This window comes from Mucilaginibacter galii, assembly GCF_014635825.1.
Taxonomy (GTDB): domain Bacteria; phylum Bacteroidota; class Bacteroidia; order Sphingobacteriales; family Sphingobacteriaceae; genus Mucilaginibacter; species Mucilaginibacter galii.
Map to the genome: position 1 here is coordinate 287,458 of NZ_BMDO01000005.1, position 17,444 is coordinate 304,901.

At 44.4% G+C, this 17,444-nt stretch carries 17 protein-coding genes; 6 read left to right on the forward strand and 11 right to left on the reverse strand.

The features are described 5' to 3' along the window. Window positions 1-104 precede the first annotated feature (104 nt). From IEV61_RS11310 to def, 3 genes are all read left to right on the forward strand, one after another. Window positions 105-1,343, forward strand: a complete 1,239-nt coding sequence (locus IEV61_RS11310; protein ID WP_188416748.1) for a M16 family metallopeptidase — start codon at window positions 105-107, stop codon at window positions 1,341-1,343. Window positions 1,344-1,419: 76 nt separating this feature from the next. Continuing rightward, a complete protein-coding gene (locus IEV61_RS11315; protein ID WP_229747104.1) occupies window positions 1,420-2,745 on the forward strand; it encodes a serine hydrolase domain-containing protein in 1,326 nt (441 codons plus the stop codon). A 95-nt stretch (window positions 2,746-2,840) separates the two neighbouring features. Next, window positions 2,841-3,416: a peptide deformylase gene (gene def, locus IEV61_RS11320; RefSeq protein WP_188416686.1), complete on the forward strand. Its 576-nt coding sequence runs from the start codon at window positions 2,841-2,843 to the stop codon at window positions 3,414-3,416. 240 nt (window positions 3,417-3,656) lie between these two features. Here def and IEV61_RS11325 read toward each other — a convergent pair whose 3' ends face one another. The 4 genes from IEV61_RS11325 to IEV61_RS11340 all read right to left on the reverse strand — a co-directional run bounded on the left by IEV61_RS11325 (window position 3,657) and on the right by IEV61_RS11340 (window position 6,396). Continuing rightward, entirely contained in the window at window positions 3,657-4,271 is a 615-nt protein-coding gene (locus tag IEV61_RS11325; protein WP_188416688.1) for a superoxide dismutase, read from the reverse strand. A 79-nt stretch (window positions 4,272-4,350) separates the two neighbouring features. Then, window positions 4,351-4,827, reverse strand: coding sequence for a nucleoside deaminase (locus IEV61_RS11330; protein ID WP_188416690.1), 477 nt, complete (start codon window positions 4,825-4,827; stop codon window positions 4,351-4,353). Beyond that, window positions 4,827-5,162 carry a tRNA-binding protein gene (locus IEV61_RS11335; RefSeq protein ID WP_188416692.1) on the reverse strand — a complete coding sequence of 112 codons (336 nt, stop codon included), beginning with the start codon at window positions 5,160-5,162 and terminating at the stop codon, window positions 4,827-4,829. The genes IEV61_RS11330 and IEV61_RS11335 overlap by 1 nt, the downstream gene beginning before the upstream one ends. Before the next feature lie 58 nt (window positions 5,163-5,220). Beyond that, a complete protein-coding gene (locus IEV61_RS11340) occupies window positions 5,221-6,396 on the reverse strand; it encodes a DUF3095 domain-containing protein (RefSeq protein WP_188416694.1) in 1,176 nt (391 codons plus the stop codon). A gap of 138 nt (window positions 6,397-6,534) precedes the next feature. On the opposite strand from IEV61_RS11340, the gene dinB reads away from it, so the two are divergent. From dinB to IEV61_RS11355, 3 genes are all read left to right on the forward strand, one after another. Next, on the forward strand, window positions 6,535-7,635 hold the full coding sequence (gene dinB, locus IEV61_RS11345) for a DNA polymerase IV (protein WP_188416700.1): 1,101 nt from the start codon (window positions 6,535-6,537) through the stop codon (window positions 7,633-7,635). 96 nt (window positions 7,636-7,731) lie between these two features. Continuing rightward, a complete protein-coding gene (locus IEV61_RS11350; RefSeq protein WP_188416701.1) occupies window positions 7,732-8,250 on the forward strand; it encodes a hypothetical protein in 519 nt (172 codons plus the stop codon). Window positions 8,251-8,286: 36 nt separating this feature from the next. Then, window positions 8,287-9,240, forward strand: a complete 954-nt coding sequence (locus IEV61_RS11355) for a tryptophan 2,3-dioxygenase family protein (protein WP_188416702.1) — start codon at window positions 8,287-8,289, stop codon at window positions 9,238-9,240. Between the two features lie 148 nt (window positions 9,241-9,388). On the opposite strand, the gene IEV61_RS11360 is transcribed toward IEV61_RS11355, so the two are convergent. From IEV61_RS11360 to IEV61_RS11390, 7 genes are all read right to left on the reverse strand, one after another. Then, window positions 9,389-11,011: an NADP-dependent glyceraldehyde-3-phosphate dehydrogenase gene (locus IEV61_RS11360; RefSeq protein WP_188416703.1), complete on the reverse strand. Its 1,623-nt coding sequence runs from the start codon at window positions 11,009-11,011 to the stop codon at window positions 9,389-9,391. Between the two features lie 205 nt (window positions 11,012-11,216). After that, complete coding sequence (locus IEV61_RS11365; RefSeq protein ID WP_188416704.1) at window positions 11,217-12,542, reverse strand: MFS transporter; 1,326 nt, start codon at window positions 12,540-12,542, stop codon at window positions 11,217-11,219. A 21-nt stretch (window positions 12,543-12,563) separates the two neighbouring features. Then, window positions 12,564-13,223 carry a bifunctional 4-hydroxy-2-oxoglutarate aldolase/2-dehydro-3-deoxy-phosphogluconate aldolase gene (locus IEV61_RS11370; protein WP_188416706.1) on the reverse strand — a complete coding sequence of 220 codons (660 nt, stop codon included), beginning with the start codon at window positions 13,221-13,223 and terminating at the stop codon, window positions 12,564-12,566. Beyond that, complete coding sequence (locus IEV61_RS11375) at window positions 13,220-14,266, reverse strand: sugar kinase (RefSeq protein WP_188416708.1); 1,047 nt, start codon at window positions 14,264-14,266, stop codon at window positions 13,220-13,222. Before IEV61_RS11375 ends, IEV61_RS11370 begins: the two co-directional genes overlap by 4 nt. Before the next feature lie 161 nt (window positions 14,267-14,427). Then, a complete protein-coding gene (gene uxaC, locus IEV61_RS11380; RefSeq protein WP_188416710.1) occupies window positions 14,428-15,825 on the reverse strand; it encodes a glucuronate isomerase in 1,398 nt (465 codons plus the stop codon). Window positions 15,826-16,058: 233 nt separating this feature from the next. Continuing rightward, on the reverse strand, window positions 16,059-16,538 hold the full coding sequence (locus IEV61_RS11385; protein ID WP_188416712.1) for a DUF4112 domain-containing protein: 480 nt from the start codon (window positions 16,536-16,538) through the stop codon (window positions 16,059-16,061). 94 nt (window positions 16,539-16,632) lie between these two features. Then, window positions 16,633-17,406, reverse strand: a complete 774-nt coding sequence (locus IEV61_RS11390; RefSeq protein WP_188416715.1) for a hypothetical protein — start codon at window positions 17,404-17,406, stop codon at window positions 16,633-16,635. Between the last annotated feature and the right edge of the window lie 38 nt (window positions 17,407-17,444).

The window sequence follows — 17,444 nt, forward strand, 5'->3', positions numbered from 1 at the left end:
CATTTTAACGGCTCAGCCCCCGTTTTATATACAATAATACATAATAGGTGTGTATTTGCCTCATTACAAGTCAATATAAATTAGCTTATCTTTGCCCTTTCATGATAGATTACCAGGTACACACGCTTGCCAACGGCATACGCCTGTTATACAAGCATTCACCATCCAATATAACGCACACCTGTTTTTTAGTTAATGCCGGCGCACGCGACGAGCCGCAGCAAAAAGACGGGCTGGCCCACTTCATCGAACACCTGCTGTTCAAACAAACCGAGCGCCGCAGCACCAACCAAATTCTTAATCGTTTAGAACTGGTTGGCGCCGACTTAAACGCGTATACCACCAAAGAATACACCTGCATACACGCCTCACTGCTGAAACAGCACCTGGAACGCACGCTCGATCTGTTTGAGGACATCCTCTTCCACTCCACCTTCCCTCAAGAAGAACTGGTGAAAGAGCGCAGCGTGATATTGGATGAGATAGCCTCGTACCAGGACCAGCCCGAAGAAGCCATTCAGGATGATTTTGAAGGCTTGCTGTTTAAGGGCCATGCGCTGGGCAATAACATTTTGGGTACCGAAGAATCGGTTAACCAGTTGAACCGTGATGATATAGCCGGTTTTATGCAGGCTACCTACAATACCCATCAAATGGTGTTTGCCGTCATAGGCGATTACGACTTTAGCAAACTCATTAAGCTTACTGAGAAGTATTTGGGTACGGTGCCCGAAAATACTAGTACCAAGCACAGGCAAAAACCGGGCAAGGTAAAAGGGGAGATCATTACGTTTGAAAAACCCATCTCGCAAACGCATGGCGTAATTGGCAGCCTGGCTTACGATTCATCTCATCAACATAAAAGTGCTTTACTGCTGGTAAACAACCTGCTGGGCGGCATGGGCATGAGCAGCCGTTTAAACCTCGAGATACGAGAGAAACACGGCATTGCCTACACCATAGAATCTAACTATACCCCGTTAACCGATACCGGTATATTTTCTATTTACTTTGGTACCGATGCCGAAAAGGCCGAAAAAGCCATGCGCCTCATCCATAAAGAGCTCAAAAAGCTGCGCGATAATAAACTGGGCACCCTGCAACTGCAGCAGGCCAAGCAAAAGTTCGTCGGGCAAATAGCACTGGCCGAAGAAAACCGCCTGAGCCTGATTATCTCCATGGCCAAAAGCCTCATTGACTTCAATAGCATTGATACGCTGCAACAGGTGTTTGATAAGATAGAAGCCACCACAGCCGAACAGGTATTAGAAATAACCAACGAGGTATTTGATAATCAAAGCCTGATTACGCTGTTGTTTGAGCCAAAAGAAGAGCAGGAGTAACTACCGTTAACTATTTATTTAAGGTATTTGGTGTAACCTAACTGTTTTGGTGGTGGTCATAAAAGGAAATTATAATATGATACGTAAACTTACCTTATTACCTTTTATCGCCTTGCTTTTCTTTGGTCAGATCAGCTCCGCCCAAACTTTTAATAAAGCCAAAATGGACAGCCTGTTTGATGTTTTGGAAACAAACAATAAGGCGATGATGAGCATTGCCATTACCAGAAAAGGCCAGCCTTTGTATAGCCGGGCTATTGGCTATAGTTGGTACGGGCCGGTAAAAACACAGGCCAACACTAAAACCAAATACCGTATTGGTTCTATAAGTAAAGTGTTTACGGCGGTAATGATCTTTCAGTTAATTGAAGAAGGAAAGCTGCAACTCACCACACCCCTTTCAAAGTACTATCCAACAGTACCTAATGCTGCCCGTATTACTATTGCACAAATGCTTAACCATAGCAGCGGTATACACAGCTTTACTGCCGATAGCGGTTACACCTCATGGCTTACTCAAAAAGTAACACCAGCCACTTTGCTGTCTAAGATGATGCCCGCCGAGTTTGAGCCGGGCACACAGCATAAATACAGCAACAGTAACTTTGTGCTATTGGGTTATATTATAGAAAAGTTGGAGAAAAAACCTTATGCAGCAACTTTAAAAAACCGTATTACTGGTAAGATAGGTTTAAAAGATACTTACTATGGAGGCAAAATTGTAGCTGCTAACAATGAGGCTTATTCTTACAACTGGCAGGGCAATTGGGCACCCGATACCGAAACCGATATGAGTATACCGGGAGGTGCAGGTGCGCTGGTGTCTACACCGGCCGATCTGGATAAATTTATGGAGGCCTTATTTGCAGGTAAGCTGGTTAGCAGGGCAAGCTTAACTCAAATGAAAACCGTTGAAAAAGGTTTCGGCATGAATTTGTTTGTTTTCCCCTTTAAAGGTCACACTGCATATGGGCACGATGGTGGTATAGACGGTTTTCGGTCGCAGGCGGCATACTTTCCTGCCGATAGTATAGCTATAGCTTATACGGCTAATGGTGTAAATACCAATCTTAACAATATACTCATTGGTGTGCTTAGTATTGTTTTTAACACGCCGTATACCGTACCCGATTTTAAAACCACCCTGTATAAAACGGAAGAACTGGATAAGTACCTGGGCGTGTATGCCAGCACTCAAATTCCGTTAAAAATTACGATTACAAAAAAAGATGTAGTGCTGGTTGCGCAGGCAACGGGCCAATCGGCATTTGATTTAGATGCAGTTGCCAAACACCAATTTAAGTTTGATCCGGCTGGTATAGAAATGGTTTTTGACCCAATCAATAGTCAAATGACGCTTAAACAGGCAGGCAGAGAATTTCTTTTTACCAAAGAAAAGTAAAGCGCGGAGATTTTTAGGCTGCGAAATGACGGTGTGATAATTATTTATCAAAACTCTAAATTTTCAATCAAAACTTAAATCCGTAATTTTGCAATATGAAACTGCCTATTGTAGCCTACGGCGACCCTGTTTTAAGAAAAAAAGCCACTGATTTTGAACCCGACGAAATAGCCGGTTTGAAGCAATTGGTTGCCGATATGTTTGAAACCATGTACAATGCCCGTGGTGTGGGTTTGGCTGCCCCGCAGGTAGGCTTATCTAAACGTTTATTTGTCATAGATGCTTCTCCTTTTGATGATGAAGAGCCTGAGTTGAAGGATTTCAAAAAAGCATTCGTAAACCCGCAAATTTTAGAAGAAACCGGTGAAGAGTGGGCCTTTAACGAAGGTTGCCTGAGCATACCCGATGTGCGCGAAGATGTTTACCGCTGCCCGGTAGTGCGCATTTCTTACTACGACGAAAACATGGTACAGCAAGAAGGCACGTACAAAGGCTTGGCTGCACGTGTTATTCAGCATGAGTACGACCATATTGAGGGTAAACTGTTTACCGATAAGCTAAGTCCTCTGCGCAAACGTATGCTCGAGAAACGCCTGAACGATATATCGCGTGGTGTGGTTAAGGTAGATTATAAAATGAAGTTTCCGGCCGTTAAAAAAGGCAGATCATAAAGAACCCTTATTGCCTAAGACGCTTGAAAAACAATAATAACTGATGAATAAAATATGTCATTGCGAGCGATAGCGTGGCAATCTCATTTAGACTGATCGCAGTGAGATTGCCGCGTCGCTATCGCTACGCTCGCAATGACATTCTAAGTTTTAAATAGATCTGAGCATTTTTAGTAAATGCATGGTGTACAAAAAAATCCCCTGATTGCTCAGGGGATTTTCTATTATTTGTAATTTGTATTACTTAGCTTTTGCGTAAAGCTCGGCTACGTGGTTCCAGTTAATTACGTTCCATATAGCGGCTAAGTAATCCGGGCGTTTGTTTTGATATTTAAGGTAGTAAGCGTGCTCCCAAACATCAATACCTAAAATTGGTGTACCTTTTACCGCAATTTCAGGAAGATCCATTAAAGGGTTGTCTTGGTTAGGGGTAGAAGTAACAGCCAGTTTTTTATCGGCATTAACTACCAACCAAGCCCAGCCCGAACCAAAGCGGGTTGCACCGGCTTCGTTCATTTTGGTTTTCAATTCGTCAAAAGAACCGAAAGTGCTCTTAATAGCTTCGGCTAACTCACCTGTTGGCTGACCACCACCGTTTGGCGATAATAAAGTCCAGAACATAGTGTGGTTAAAATGACCACCACCGTTGTTGCGTACTGCAGGCGGGAATTTTGAAATGTGTTTAACAATTTCTTCGATGCTGCTGGTTGCCTCAGGTTTGCCTTCCAAAGCCTTGTTAAGGTTGGTTACATAAGCCTGGTGATGCTTACCATGGTGAATTTCCATCGTAGCTTTATCAATATGCGGTTCCAGTGCGTCGGTAGCGTATGGTAACGCCGGTAATTCAAATGCCATATGACTATTTTTTAAGGTTAATTAAAGATGTGTTGTTGCAAATATAAAGCGTTGGCTATCATATTTGTTCAGATTAATGTTAAGTTTTTGAGCGTTTGCTCCTGAAAAAGTCGCGAACCAGCTCGGCGCACTCATTTTCGCGGATGCCGCCGGTAACTACCGTTTTAGGATGGGTGATCTTTTGGTTCAACCGGCCAAAGCCCAAACGTGTATCATAGGCTCCAAACACAATTTTGCCTACCTGGAACCAGTATGATGCCCCAGCACACATCACGCAGGGCTCCATGGTGACGTATAAGGTACAATCTTTTAAATACTTACCACCTAAAAAGTTGGTAGCCGCTGTCATGGCCTGCATTTCGGCATGGGCCGATACGTCGTTCAACCGCTCGGTAAGGTTATGCCCCCGGCCAATGATCTTGCCCTGGCAGGTTACAATGGCACCAATAGGGATTTCGTCTTCGGCGTAAGCCAAACGGGCTTCGCGCAAGGCTTCATTCATAAAAAAGTCATCGGGCGATACCGATGTTTCGTTGTCAAAACTTATAAAACGCATTAAATGAGTTTGCTTCCGTTAGGCACAGGCCTTTCTACGGTGGTTAATACAATATCGCCATTCTCGTCGGCCAGGCCAGTAACTAAAAACTGCGACATAAAGTTGGCTATTTGTTTTTCGGGAAAGTTGACCACGCCCAATATTTGCCGGCCAACTAATTCCTCTTTGGTATAATGTTTAGTGATCTGCGCGCTCGACCATTTAATGCCCAGCTCGCCAAAGTCTACCTTTAACTGGTAGGCTGGCTTGCGCGCCTTAGGAAAATCCTGCACTTCTACAATGGTACCGGCGCGAAGTTCCACTTTTTCAAAATCGGCCCAGGTAATGGTTTGCATGGCGGCAAATATAAAGAAGCCCCTCCTAAATCCTCCCCAGGAGGGAGGACTTTATATTTTAATCTGCTTTTTGTTGATGGTTAATTTCTTTCAACTTTCGCTTAATTACCCTGGCGGCTTGCGTGTACCCGCCATCGCTGCCGTCTACAAAATGGATGTGGCCGTCTTTCATATCGCGTACATAACACGACATTACCGAGGCGCCGCTTACATGCAAACCGTAGATGATTTCGCCAGCGGTTTCCAATTCATCTAAGTATTGCTGCAATGCTTCGCGTTGTTTTACATTGCCCGATATTACCGTATTAATTTTGCCGTCGATAACCAAAGTATCCGACATCTCCACCAAGCTTTTAAGGTAGGCCTTACCTTTTTTGGTGCGAAAGTAAATATGTCCCAATAAGTTTACGGCCCAGGTTTGCAGCAGATCGAGCCATTTGAACTGGCCTAAGCGTGTGCGCATTTCTAAACCTATGCGGTTAAATGTTGTTACCAGCTTTAAGCGCGATACGGATATAGGCTGCCTTTTTCGGTGCGGACCGTACAATGCCTCTATTTGCTTCATTACCTTGCTAAAGGCAGAAGCCTGCTGTTTATGATGAAGGGCTGCAACAAGCAGGGTAACTACTTCTTCCTTATCTTCCGGTGGGGGTATTTTATCCCAGCGACATTGCATACCAGTAAGATCTAATACACTATCCGTACCATCATGTCCCGATAGCAGGTAATCATCGCCCTTAATAATTTTTTCAGCATAGTTTAAGCCGTTACCCAATACAACGGGAATGTTGAATGATCTGGAGCTTTTGTATTTAGCCATATGTAAATGATAGCCCTGCTCGTAAATTTTCTTTACCGTTACCGTGCCGGTTCGCAGTTCAAGGTTAAAGTTTTCAAAAGTGCTGGCCTTGTATAATGCCAATACCTGCATAGCCTTGTTAATTAAGCATTCGGGAACTATGAAGGTTGCACCATCTCCCCCAAAAAAGAACGGGATAGTAACCTGCATATCAAAAGCAAGGTTAAGCACTGAAACAATACTGCCGGTAGCAATAAGGTTTACGTTTTGATGGCTACCACCTAAAACCGCTTCGGTCGAACTTTTAATATCAGTTATGATCACATGCCAGCTGGCAGGAACAGTGCTAAAATGCTCTTCATTCAATAGCAGGTCGCCCAGGGGTAGTGGACTAACGGGTAACTGGGTATAAAAATCCTGATCGGGCGTTAACATTTGTTCGTGTGAAAAGCTAAGAAGTTTCGATGTCACAACATACGTAAAATCATGAGTAATAAGTTGTCAAAGTTATGCGTTTGCTTTACTGCTGTAACAATATAGCTTACCTATTGTTGCCTAGCTTATATTTGTAAAATGCCTGCCGACACTCAATACCGCAAGATCATCCATATAGATATGGATGCGTTTTACGCATCGGTAGAGCAGCGCGATAACCCGGAGCTGCGGGGTAAGCCTTTGGTGGTAGGCGGTTTGCCCGAGGGGCGGGGCGGTGTGGTGGCCACCGCTAGTTATGAGGCGCGTAAGTTTGGTATAAGGTCGGCTATGTCATCTAAACAGGCTTTGCAGTTGTGCCCGCATGCGGTATTTGTGCGGCCAAGGTTTGCGGTGTACAAGGAGGTGTCTAAACACATCAGGGAGATCTTTAGCAGGTACACCGATTTGATAGAGCCGCTTTCTTTAGATGAAGCTTACTTGGATGTAACGGAAGATAAGCTGGGTGTAGGCTCGGCTATTGAGGTAGCACAGCAAATTAAGCAGGCTATCCAGGATGAATTGAATCTTACGGCTTCGGCGGGGGTATCTATCAATAAGTTTGTGGCTAAAATAGCTTCGGATATTAATAAGCCTAACGGGTTAAAGTTCATCGGCCCATCGGCGGTAGAAAGTTTTATGGAGCAATTGCCCGTAGAAAAGTTTCATGGCGTGGGCAAGGTTACGGCCGAGAAGATGAAGAAGCAAGGCTTACATACCGGGGCCGATCTCAAAAAGTTGACAGAAGACGAACTGGTGAAAAGCTTTGGCAAGGTTGGCCGGTTTTATTACCAAATTGTACGCGGTAATGATAACCGTCCGGTGCAACCCCACCGTGAAACTAAATCGATGGGGGCCGAAGATACCTTCGCTTATGACCTCACTGAACCGGAAGAAATGCACACCGAACTGGACAAGATAGCCCAAACCGTGGCCGATCGACTGGCCCGCTACAACCTCAAAGGCCGCACGGTTACTTTAAAAGTGAAATACAGCAGTTTTAAACAAATTACCCGTAACCATTCGCTTACCCAGCCCTTAGGAGATGCAGAAACTTTAAGCCGTATTGCCAAAGAGTTATTAGCCGCTACCGGCCTGGATGAGGTGAAGATACGCCTGTTAGGTATATCGGTATCTAACTTTGGAGAACTGCAGTCCAAACCTAAAAAGGACGATGCGCCCGAACAGTTAAAATTATTTTAATGGCTTGCTTAATACTCCGGTAACAAGGCTTAGTTATATTGCATCGGTTACAAAAAAACTTTAAGCCGCCGACGCAGTTGTTATGGCACTTAACCTATGATAAAAATTCGATATTCACTCCCCGCGCTTTTACTCGCCCTGCTTGTTACTAATTTGGTGTATAGCCAACCGGCCCGTACCTCCATTGGTATAGGCGCGGGCATAAATCGTCCCTTTAAAAGCGGTTATGGCCTTGGGCGCGATAGGGTGTTACAGGCAAACATCCGCCTCAACAATAACCTGGCTTTAATGCCGCTGTTAGGTTGGGAAACCATAGCCGGTGGGAAAAATATTAATGATAGATCGGGCTTCGACGCCGGGTTTCTTAACCTGGCCGCCAAATACTTTGTAAGCAAAAACGTGTTTACGTATGCAGGCCCTTCGGTGTATGTGGGTGGCAGCGATGGTGGCGTAGTAGGCTTGGGAGGCTCTGCAGGTGCAGGCTACAATTGGAATTTAGATGATTACAGCAGTCTTGAATTTTCGTTACGGGCCGATGCCTTACCAACCCACCTGCAGGCCGGTACATTAATAGGCTTGCGCGTAGCCTACCAGTTTAATTTTAAGCCCTGGTAATAAATACATCTGCTGCAATCTCTTAACTTTGCCCGCATGCAGATCTCTCCCGAAATTGAACAACGGCTGGCATTATTGCAGCAAAAGTATGAAGCCATGGGCCAGGATATGGCCTCGTACCTGGATGGTTTGCTGTATGCCGATTTTTTAACGTACTGGGACTACATTAACCTAGATACGCTGCTAAGCCTGCAAAACCCTAAAACGCCATTCCCCGATGAAGAGATCTTCATTATCTATCATCAAATTACCGAGCTTTATTTTAAGCTGGCGCTGAATGAGTGCAAGCAGATTGCGCAGCACGAAGCCCTGACTGCCGAGTTTTTTACCGCCCGCTTACACCGCATTAACCGCTATTTTGAAGCGCTGACGCATTCGTTCGAAATTATGGTGGATGGGATGGAGAAGGAGCAATTCTTAAAGTTTCGGATGTCGTTACTGCCGGCCAGTGGTTTTCAATCGGGCCAGTACAGGATGATAGAGATTTACGCAACCGACTTTTTTAACCTCGTAGCCAAAGACAGCCGGGAAGCGCTTGCCAACGGCACTGTGAAGGAGCAGTTTGAAGATATTTACTGGAAGTATGGTGCCACCGAACTATCTACCGGTAAAAAAACGTTGACACTGAAGCAGTTTGAAAAAAAATACGCCAAAACGTTTGTCGATTTAGGCGAGAATTTAATTAATACCAACTTTTACGCTTTATACCGCAAGTTTAAACAAGCCGGAAAAGCCACCGAGGCGCTGGCTACTGAGTTGCGGCACTTAGATACTAATGTCAATGTAAACTGGCCGCTATCGCACTATAAATCGGCTGTGCGCTACCTGCACCGCGAGCCCGAGGAGATCAGGGCCACGGGCGGCACCAACTGGCAAAAGTATCTGCCTCCGCGTTTTCAAAAACGCATTTTTTATCCTTCTTTATGGACTGATGTACAAAAAGAAGAATGGGGTAGGGCTTGGGTAAAGAAGGTGCTAAGCGAGGTTTAGTTGTTCAAACTATAATCCACCTGTCAGTCTGAGCTTGTCGAAGACTTAACCGAGCGGCGAATGCTTCGACAAGCTCAGCATGACAAGCGAAATTTAAATAAAGAAGGACGGTTATTTAACCGTCCTTCTTTATTTGTAATCTATACTCCTAAAAGATATAATTCGTACTCAAGAAATTACTATCATGCTTGTTAATGATCTCGTTCAGCAATTGCTTGTTGGTATCGTTCATCTTGGTAGCTACCAGTGAGCGAATAGAGAACGAGCGCAGGGCATCGTTAACAGATAACGTACCCTCGGCACTGTCTTTACGGCCGGTGAATGGAAACACATCAGGGCCGCGCTGGCACTGGGCGTTAATGTTTACACGGCTTACCAGGTTCACGAACGGATCGATTAGGCTGGCAGTTTCCTCGGCGTCGGTACTAAAGATACTTACCTGCATACCATGCGGCGAATCTATCTGGTATTGAATAGGTTCCTCAATAGAATCGAAAGGCAATACCGGGATAACCGGGCCAAACTGCTCTTCGCGGTACAGCTTCATTTGAGCGTTAACGGGGTAAACTACCGCCGGGAACACGAAAGAGGCTACCGTTTCGCCGCCGTTTTCGTTTACCACACGGGCACCGTTGGCAATCGCATCATCAATACACTCTTTTAAATAGGCCGGTTTGCCGGGTTCGGCTACCGGGGTAAGGTTTACACCTTTGGTCCACGGCATGCCGTATTTTAGTTTGGCAATGCCTTCGCTCAGTAGTTTCAAAAACTCATCGGCCACATCTTTGTGCACATGGATGATTTTGATGGCTGTACAACGCTGTCCGTTATAAGACAACGAACCCAGAATACACTCGGCCACAGCAATGTTCAGGTCGGCACTTTTGGTGACGATGGCGGCATTCTTGGCATCCAAACTTAGCACCGCACGCAGGCGGTTAATTTTAGGGTGACGCTTTTTTAAGTCGTTAGCCACCTTGCTGCTACCAATAAAGGCCAGCACATTGATTTTACCGGTAGCCATTAAGCCCGGGGTTACATTGGCACCACGACCATACACGGTATTCACCACACCTTTAGGAAAAGATTCCTGGAAGGCGCGTAGTAAAGGGTAGTGAACCAAGGTGCCATGTTTCGGCGGCTTGAAAAGGATGGTGTTGCCCATGATAATGGCCGGGATCAACGTAGTAAAGGTTTCATTCAACGGGTAGTTGAAGGGGCCCATACATAACACCACACCAATAGGCGAACGGCGGGTTTGTGCCACCACACCTTCGGCAATTTCAAAACGCGATGACTGACGGTCAAGATCCTTCAACGCATCAATGGTCAGGTTAATATATTCAACGGTACGGTCAAATTCTTTGGTAGAGTCGGCTACAGATTTGCCAATTTCCCAAACGATTAATTTGATCACGAGGTCGCGCTGTTCTACCATTTTGTATACGAACTTTTCAAGGCACTTAATGCGCCCGTCAACGCTCATGGTGGGCCATTCGCCACGACCATTGTTATATGCAGTTTCTGCGGCGGCTAAAGCCTCCATAGCCTCTACTTCGGTACCCAGAGGGTAGCTGCCAATCAGTTTGCGCTCCAATCCCGTTGGACCGGGTATACATATCGGCGAGTAAACCTCGCTTACCTCGCCATCCCATTGCTTCATCTCGCCATTACTTAAGTACTCGCGCTGATGAATGGGCTCAATACGGTATTCCTCGGGGATTTGACTTTCCTCAACAAATAAGCCGTTAAGCTCGTCTTTAAAACTCATGATAATTGTTTAAGATTAATATTTGTGTTCGGGTTGTTAAAAATGTCTTATCGTCATTGCGAGCGATAGCGAAGCAATCTCTGCATGCCAGATATACGCTTGATCAGTCCCCGCAGAGATTATTAATGAGTTAATTGTTTCCAATGGCATTAATGAGCTCCCTACGGTCGGTTGTCTTCGTGCCTCGTAATGATGAGGTATTCAATTATAACTCAATAGGCTTCATACGCGGAACCAGGCTCTTCATTACTACCCATGCAATTACATAAGCAACCGCACAAATAACAAACATGATTGAATAGCCGGTTTGAATGTGTCCCTGCTTTTCGTAATAATCGAACAATAAGCCACCGCCCTTACTTAATAAAAATGAGCCTATGCCGCCGGCCATACCGCCAATGCCGGTAATCGTGGCAATGGCTTTTTTCGGGAACATGTCGCCCACGGTAGTAAATATGTTAGCACTCCAGGCTTGATGGGCCGATGCGCCAATAGCAATTAAACCTACGGCATACCAATAGCTGTACTGGCTTAAGTAAGGCGTTAACAGAACGACTAACGGAAACAATGCGATAATAAACATGGCTTTCATGCGGCCGGTATACGGATCGTAACCTTTTTTAATAAAATAAGCCGGAAACGCCCCGCCACCTATAGAGCCGAACATGGTAGTAGTATATAAAACGGCGATAGGTAAAGAAATTGCTGTACCCGTCATATTATATTGTGCCTTAAAGTAGGCAGGCAACCAAAACAGGAAGAACCACCAAACGCCATCCGTCATGAACTTGCCGAAAGCAAAGGCCCAGGTTTGTTTGTAGGTTAAACATTGGCTGTAAGTAAATTTCTTGCCATCGTCTTCGCGTTCTACAACTATACCTTCGTTACTCAGAATTTCGTCGCTGTGAATGTATTCATACTCAGCCTGACCTAATTTTTTGTTTTTAGAAGGCAATTCATAAAATATTAACCAGAATATTAACCATATGAAACCCAGGGCACCTATTAAAATGAAAGCCCATTTCCATCCGTACATTTCGGCAATCCAGGGTACTACGATAGGCGCTAATATGGCACCTACGTTAGCGCCCGAGTTAAATATGCCTGTGGCTAAAGCACGATCTTTTTTAGGGAAATACTCGGCTGTGGCTTTTATAGCCGCCGGAAAGTTACCCGATTCGCCTGCGGCCAATACCGTACGGCCTAAAGAAAAGCCCAATATTTTACCGGGAATTAAATGAGCAACGGCATGCAGCATAGCCCCTAACGACCATAAAATGATTGACCAGGTGTAACCCATTTTGGTACCCAGGTAATCAACCACACGGCCGGCAAACAACATCGAAAATGCGTAAGCAAGTGAGAACACCCCTACAATGGTTCCGTAATCGCTGTTGGTCCAGCCAAACTCTTTAGCAAGCGTAGGTTGTAGTAAACTTAATACCTGCCTGTCAAGGTAGTTAATGGTAGTAGCAAAAAACAGCAGGGCGCAAATGGTCCAGCGGTAATTACTAAATTTGACGTCTTTCATTTCTTTAGGTTCGGTTGGTTATTATCTGCTGGTTTGCACCAGGTTAATGGCAGTTTGCGTGTCGGTATATAACTGGTCGTATAATTTTCCTTCTAACACTTCTTTGCTAATAAGCTTACTGCCCATGCCCACCGCACAAACACCGGCCCTAAACCAGGTAGAAATATTGTTAGCTTCTAACTCCACCCCACCGGTTGGCATAAATAACTGGTCGCGGAACAGTTCTTTAATGGAAGACAAAAACGCAGGACCCAAGATGTTGGCCGGGAAAAGTTTGATCAACGCTGCATCATTGCACTGCGCGGTGTAAATTTCGGTAGGTGTCATACAGCCGGGTATCCAAAGCATGTTACGGTCGTGCGCCATTTTAGCCACCTCGGGGTTTACAATGGGCGATACCAGGAAATCGGCACCGGCATTAATAAAGGCATCGGCATCGTGTACCGATTTTATAGTGCCTATCCCCAGGTGCAAATCGGGCATTTCGTTTTGCTGCAGTTCTTTTAACTGCTTAAAGTTTTCGAGTGCGGCCTCGCCGCGGTTGGTGTATTCAAATACACGAACACCGGCTTTATATAGTGTACGGGTTACCTCTACGCTTACCTCGGCATCTTTATAAAAAAACAGGGGCAACATGCCCTGCGTAACTATACTATCTAAAACTTCTTGCTTGGTTTTCATTTAATAATGGCTTCTTGTATAAATTCAACGCTGCGGTTGGTGGCATCGCTGTTCACGAATAATTTGGTAAAGGCGGCCGCGGTGGCAAAATCAACCGTTGCCTGCGGATCAAAGTTGTTGTAAAATCCATAGATTAAACCGGCCATATAGCAATCGCCGCTGCCTACTTTGTCTATAATAGTTTCGGCCCGGTGCTCGCCCGAAAGGTACACTTTATCGTTCGTATATAAAACGGTGTAGTATTCTACATTAGTGTTATCATCGGCTGTAAATCTAAAGGTATTGGCCACCGCTTTACATTTAGGGAAAGCTTTGATGATGGCTTCCGAACTGTTTTGTGCTTCTTTAACATAAAGGCTTTTCTGGCCCGATTCGGTTACCAGTTCTTCTACCTTTACACCCAGCATACGTTCGGCAGCCCAAATGTTACCCATAATGAGGTCGCAATACTGTGCCAGTTCGGGCATTACATCAATGGGCTGTTTGCCATATTGCCACAATTTAGCGCGGTAATTCAAATCTACCGATATGGTAATGCCTTTGCGTGATGCCGCTTCCAGCACTTCTTTACAAACCTCTGCCGCATTTTGGCTGATGGCTGGGCAAATAGCACTGAAATGGAACCAGGTAACACCCTCTAATACTTTATCCCAATCTACCATACCCGGGGTTAACTCGGCAAAGGCCGAACCTGCACGGTCGTAAATAAGGGCGTCGTTTTTTAGATCCTGCCCTTTGGTTAAAAAGTAAAGGCCAATGCGTTTACCGTGAAAAAATATGGGTGAAGTGTCAATATCTTTTTCCTGCAAAAAAGAAATCAGTTGGTTTGACATACCGTTTTGCGGCAATGCGGTAAAGTACTTGGAAGGCACATCCCAAAGGGCTAATGCCGTGGCTACGTTAAGTTCGGCACCACCCACAAACACGGGCAGGTTGTTTTCTTGCAGCCAATCGCCGCCGGCATCGGGCGTTATGCGCAAAAGCAGTTCGCCAAAGTTTAATACCGAGCCGGTGCTGTAATCTTTCGTTAAAATTTCACTCATTCTTAAGTGATGTTATTTATGCTGTTATTTCGAGCGTTAACGAGAAATAGCCTCTCCCCAGCCCTCTCCGGTAGAGAGGGGGTTTAAAGTCCTCGCTACTGGGGAGGATTTAGGGGCTTCTTTCAAATCATTCGAGATGACAATTGATATTTATCGTTCCCTTAAAATGGGAAATAATTTTTTGCGTTGTAATGGCAAATGTCCTGCACTATTTTGCCTGTCCACTCAATATCGTTAGGCAGTTCGCCGTTCTCTATATCATCGCCAAACAGGTTACACAATAACCTGCGGAAATACTCATGACGAGGGAACGACAGGAAGCTGCGCGAATCGGTCAGCATACCAATAAAGCGGCTCAGTAAGCCCATATTACTCAAGGCATTCATTTGCCTGATCATACCATCCTTCTGGTCCAAGAACCACCAGCCCGAGCCAAACTGTACCTTGCCGGCAACCGAGCCATCGTTAAAGTTACCAATCATGGTAGCCATTAACTCGTTATCGGCAGGGTTTAGGTTGTAGATGATGGTTTTGGCCAGCCTGTCTTCAGTATCCAATTTATTCAGGAAAGTAGACAGGGCACGTGCCTGGCTAAAATCGCCAATGGAGTCAAAGCCGGTATCGGGGCCTAATTTGGTTAACAAGCGGGTATTGTTGTTGCGCAAAGCACCCAGGTGAAATTGCTGTACCCAGCCTTTTTCATGATCCCAAACGGCAAAATGAAACAGCATGGCCGATTTGAATTTCAGGATCTCGCCCGGAATTAAGACTCCCCCGGCACGTATCTTACCAAAAATGGTTCTAATATCTTCGTCGGTAAAGTCCTCGGCATAAATTTGCTCCAAACCGTGGTCAGATACCGAACAGCCGTTGGCCGCAAAGTAATCATGGCGGCTTTTCAGCGCTTGCAGGTAGCTGTCAAAATCGCCGATGCTTACGTTGGCTACTTGTTCAAGCTTGTTTATGTAATCATTAAGTGCTGCGGTATCATCGGCATTCATGGCCTTATCGGGGCGGAAAGCCGGCAAAACTTTTACCACATCGTTTTGGGTAAGTTGCTGATGGTACTCGAGGTTATCCAATGGATCATCGGTGGTGCAAATGGTTTCCACCTTCATTTTTTTAATGAGCGATTGCACCGAATACTCGGGCGACTGCAACTTGGCGCTGCAATCATCATAGATTTGCTTGGCTGTTGATGGCGATAGTAAGTCGTTCACATCAAAATAGCGCTGCAATTCCAGGTGCGTCCAGTGGTATAAAGGGTTGCGCAGGGTGTAAGGCACGGTAGCTGCCCACTGCTCAAACTTTTCAAAGTCAGATTTGCCGCCGGTAATGTAGCTTTCGTCTATGCCGTTGGTACGCATGGCGCGCCATTTGTAATGGTCGCCGTAGAGCCAGGCGTGAGTTAAGTTGTTAAAGTTAAGATCGGCCGCAATTTGATCTGGTGGCAAATGGCAATGATAATCTATAATAGGAAGATCTTTGGCGTACTCGTGGTACAGGCGCTGCGCAGTTTCAGTTTGCAGCAAAAAATTCTCATCTAAAAACTTTTTCATAGTCAATGCTGGCGGCTTTAAAGCAGCCTGTATTCAATAAAAACTGCTGTTAACAGTTTGGTTTATAAGTTTAGCACCGGTAAACGTTAAACACAATTGCTAACACCCCGATACACAAACTAAATAATAATTATTGAGTAATTGAAAGAATTTGCTTTTGAAACAGCATTAATACCTGCAAAAACTTACGCAATCGATTGTCCTGCTTATGAGTGTACTTTTTACACTATTTGTTAGAAAAGATGGACGACATAAGACACTACTTTATAGCTTAAGTAAGTGAACAACGCCAGGAATAATAAAAGCACCAATACAATGATAACCAGTGTGCCGGTACCGCTTCCCTGATACTTGCCTTCTTCGTAATGCTTTTTAAGGAGGTTAATGTTGCGGGTATTGGCTTTATAATAGAAATCGAAGACGGTGCCAATAAGCGGAATAGCACCAATAAGTCCATCAATGAGCAAATTGAGCATCATTAAAATGAGCACTTTGCGGCTTACCCCGTTTTTGGCCATGGTAAGTACCAATGCGGCGCCCACTAAAAATCCGGCGGCATCGCCTGCCACCGGGAAAAGATTTACGATAGGATCTAACCCGAACTTAAACTTGGTGCCCGGAACAGTAAATTGATCATCAAACAGATGCGCAATACGCTCTACCCATTTAAGGCGGCCGGTAAGGATAACGGGTTGTTGGTTTTTTATAGCCATGATGCTTGAGGAATAACCTTGAAAGCAGGCAATGGTTTTGCGTTGATCCTAATGCTAACTAATTTATACTTCACCTCATTTACTGCTACTCAGTTTACCTGTAATTTATTTTCTGTTCTACAATACTTTCAATTTTGTTATTGATAGATATGTGTTTAATGGTCCAGTTCTTGTGATCGTCAAATTTAACATACTTAAATTTATAGGTGTCGGTTAGTCTGTTGTCTTTAAAGAGTTTATAACCAGTTATCAAATTATCATTGAACGAATAGGTTGTTTTACCACTTAACTTATTTTCATTTGTGAAGTTAGCAGCTTCAATTGCTTTATCGTTTTCATTCATTTTATATTTTGTAAAGGAGTTTAAGCTGCCATCACTATTATATTCGTTACTTTGCGTAAGGCGCCCTTCATCAAATGTGAATTTAGTTTTCGATGACAACTTACCTTCATTGTTGTAGTTGTTTATTTCAATAACTTTTCCATCCTCGTTATAAATATATTTTGATCCAACTTTATTGGTCTTTCCATCTAATATTGAAATTCGCTCTCCTTTATCATTGAATTTAGATAATGTAATAAATTCACTTTTAGTGTTATATTCTGGGCCAAGTACAGTATCAAGTTCTGGGTCAGGAAATGATGTGTAGATTTCTTTGTAAAAATTTCCTTGCTCATTGACTTCAATTACGTCAGTGGTTTCTAATCGCCCTTTCGAAACCACCCCAAATTTTTCTTTAGCGACATACTTCGTTTCTGTTATTTTAATTATACTTCCATTAAGCCCTTGTTGACTTATGTCGTTTTTTTCATTTGATGAACAAGAAGCGAACAGAGCCAGGAAAAGAATAAATAAAAGTGGTTTCATATTTTGTTATGGATTAAGCGATGAATATATACAAATGG

What these genes read in the sequence shown, in the direction of transcription:
- IEV61_RS11315 (WP_229747104.1), top strand. Translation starts at nt 1,420, where the DNA reads ATGATACGTAAACTTACCTTATTACCTTTTATCGCCTTGCTTTTCTTT.
- def (WP_188416686.1), top strand. Translation starts at nt 2,841, where the DNA reads ATGAAACTGCCTATTGTAGCCTACGGCGACCCTGTTTTAAGAAAAAAA.
- IEV61_RS11325 (WP_188416688.1), bottom strand. Translation starts at nt 4,271, where the DNA reads ATGGCATTTGAATTACCGGCGTTACCATACGCTACCGACGCACTGGAA.
- IEV61_RS11330 (WP_188416690.1), bottom strand. Translation starts at nt 4,827, where the DNA reads ATGCGTTTTATAAGTTTTGACAACGAAACATCGGTATCGCCCGATGAC.
- IEV61_RS11335 (WP_188416692.1), bottom strand. Translation starts at nt 5,162, where the DNA reads ATGCAAACCATTACCTGGGCCGATTTTGAAAAAGTGGAACTTCGCGCC.
- IEV61_RS11340 (WP_188416694.1), bottom strand. Translation starts at nt 6,396, where the DNA reads ATGTTAACGCCCGATCAGGATTTTTATACCCAGTTACCCGTTAGTCCA.
- dinB (WP_188416700.1), top strand. Translation starts at nt 6,535, where the DNA reads ATGCCTGCCGACACTCAATACCGCAAGATCATCCATATAGATATGGAT.
- IEV61_RS11350 (WP_188416701.1), top strand. Translation starts at nt 7,732, where the DNA reads ATGATAAAAATTCGATATTCACTCCCCGCGCTTTTACTCGCCCTGCTT.
- IEV61_RS11355 (WP_188416702.1), top strand. Translation starts at nt 8,287, where the DNA reads ATGCAGATCTCTCCCGAAATTGAACAACGGCTGGCATTATTGCAGCAA.
- IEV61_RS11360 (WP_188416703.1), bottom strand. Translation starts at nt 11,011, where the DNA reads ATGAGTTTTAAAGACGAGCTTAACGGCTTATTTGTTGAGGAAAGTCAA.
- IEV61_RS11365 (WP_188416704.1), bottom strand. Translation starts at nt 12,542, where the DNA reads ATGAAAGACGTCAAATTTAGTAATTACCGCTGGACCATTTGCGCCCTG.
- IEV61_RS11370 (WP_188416706.1), bottom strand. Translation starts at nt 13,223, where the DNA reads ATGAAAACCAAGCAAGAAGTTTTAGATAGTATAGTTACGCAGGGCATG.
- IEV61_RS11375 (WP_188416708.1), bottom strand. Translation starts at nt 14,266, where the DNA reads ATGAGTGAAATTTTAACGAAAGATTACAGCACCGGCTCGGTATTAAAC.
- uxaC (WP_188416710.1), bottom strand. Translation starts at nt 15,825, where the DNA reads ATGAAAAAGTTTTTAGATGAGAATTTTTTGCTGCAAACTGAAACTGCG.
- IEV61_RS11385 (WP_188416712.1), bottom strand. Translation starts at nt 16,538, where the DNA reads ATGGCTATAAAAAACCAACAACCCGTTATCCTTACCGGCCGCCTTAAA.
- IEV61_RS11390 (WP_188416715.1), bottom strand. Translation starts at nt 17,406, where the DNA reads ATGAAACCACTTTTATTTATTCTTTTCCTGGCTCTGTTCGCTTCTTGT.